Origin of the sequence: Periweissella ghanensis (assembly GCF_918814755.1) — a bacterium.
Classification (GTDB): Bacteria; Bacillota; Bacilli; order Lactobacillales; family Lactobacillaceae; genus Periweissella; species Periweissella ghanensis.
This window is the reverse complement of the sequence record NZ_CAKKNT010000051.1, coordinates 1-2,067: the sequence shown is the minus strand read 5'-3', so window position 1 is coordinate 2,067 and position 2,067 is coordinate 1. Positions and strand designations below refer to the sequence as shown.

1 rRNA gene is annotated in these 2,067 nt (G+C 38.5%); it reads right to left on the bottom strand.

Annotated features, from left to right (window positions below):
- Nucleotides 1-1,961: 1,961 nt before the first annotated feature.
- Nucleotides 1,962-2,067: ribosomal RNA gene (gene rrf, locus LQZ76_RS09860) — 5S ribosomal RNA — on the bottom strand; the annotation flags it as partial.

Here is a 2,067-nt window from a genome sequence, read left to right as displayed (position 1 = left end):
TTACTAGCGAAATTGACATTCGCAAATTTGTTTAACTCTGAAATTTAATTTCAAAGTACTTACACATTTGATTGTCAAAACTTTATTCAGTTTTCAAAGATCTACGTTGTTGTTAGCAACTTATCTGTCGCAACAACATTTATTAACTATACTCTCTTTAATTTAATAAGTCAACAACTTTTTTAAATTAATTTGAATTAGTTATTTAATTAAGTGTTGGTTTGTTTAATTAACTTTTTGGTTAATGTCACGAGACAACTTAAATATAATATCGCGAATCCGACCCTTTGGCAAGCGTTTTTTATAAAAAAATGCGTTTTATTGTAAATAAATTACTAAACGTTGTTATATAGGCGTTTTCAAGGGGTAAAACTAATGCAATTTTTCAAGATTTTGGCTGTTGGATCGGCATATATTTGATCACTAACACAAAAGTAACCTTTTTATCCAGTTTTAAGTGCATCATAATTACGTAAAAAAATTAGCGTTTACGCCGATTTACGCGTTAATTTTGGAGTTGGCACATCTAGCGTTTGTGCCAACTGGCTGACCTGCAGCTAATCACCAATCACTATCATAATGGCAAGTTCTTCTATGATACTCACATTCTTGGATAATTTCCGTCCTTGATTAACTCTACTTGCGTAAGTTAGCCCACCCAGAGCTCAGATAGCTAGCGCATCCGATACCAGTTTTTCCGACGAACCATTTGTAAGCCCTCATCTCATCAGTAAACATTAGTCGCTCTCCTCACTAAGTACCCCATACTCATACCTAGCAGGATTAAACCGAGGTCTTTTAAGCTCCCATACCATATATAACGTATAGAACGGCGATACCGCACCACCACAGTAAGTTAGCTTAACATCGGTTCTCACAGTCTTAGGACGTATATCCTTGGCTAATATCCCTATATGGTCTAGGTTTCACATTAATACAGCTTACTATCTATTTATAGCCCCCATATTCCTCTATCTGCGTACTAATCGGTTATCGACTCATCTACTACGATAGGATCGGCTTGGTATAATGTTCCAAATTAGCGCCTACCAAATTAGTCGCAGTAATTCATATCTCCGTCGATCTATGACAGATCCAACTTAATGATGCCAAATTATCCACACTTTGCTAGTAGCACCCTAACTAACCACTGTACGCACCAATCGCTCTCACTACTCTTTAAATATAATCATGATGTTCACTGCACACTAACTTAAGCACATCATCTTTTGCCCCATCCGCTAACTTCTAGCTACACTTAAACTAGAATAATCAATTTTAGAATTAACTTATCCACATGTGGAAAAATAAATTCGCTCGAATCTGCATGTCCAGTGCAAATATTTTGTCCTTCGCTCCCCCGTTAAATTTGTGCCTACTACCTGATCACCTTTTTAATACGTATCGTATCCCGTCAGCGCCAAGATGCTCTCAGTCATGCTACGTTTACAATCAAGTCACTTTCAAGCAATGATAATGAACCTGCGTATTAATCAAAGTCAATTGGTCCCTACATCCGTTGATAACTACCAAACAACTTAGCTTCATTACTGGCCTACCATCAATTCCGTCTAGCTATACCCCCTATCACCTGTCCACTGCTGATAGTTATGTGTATTATCCATCGTTATCCGCTATCCAACGTGCTGTATAACGTCCACTACGCCACGGGTTATCGCTAAGGACACTGTAATCCCGAGTGTGGCAAAAGACGATTAAAGCAATAAAATTTTTAACCCACTGCTTAATAGTAGCTTCCGGCACTTAATCCAGCAACATTTACCGTCCTAGCAATTTGAATTTGTGCAAGATCACCATCCTATCACCTCACCTACCTCATGGCCTCAACCAATTAGTAAACCGTCCCAATCATTCGTCTACGTAATTCCAGTTACGTATGTTACTTAAAAATTTAAAACAAAAAAGGATGAAGCCTTACGGCTTCATCCTTTTTCTAATGTGCATGGCGACGTCTTATCCTCGCAGGGAGCGATCCCCCAACTACTTTCAGCGCTACAGAGCTTAACTTCTGTGTTCGGCATGGGAACAGGTGTATCATCTGCGCCA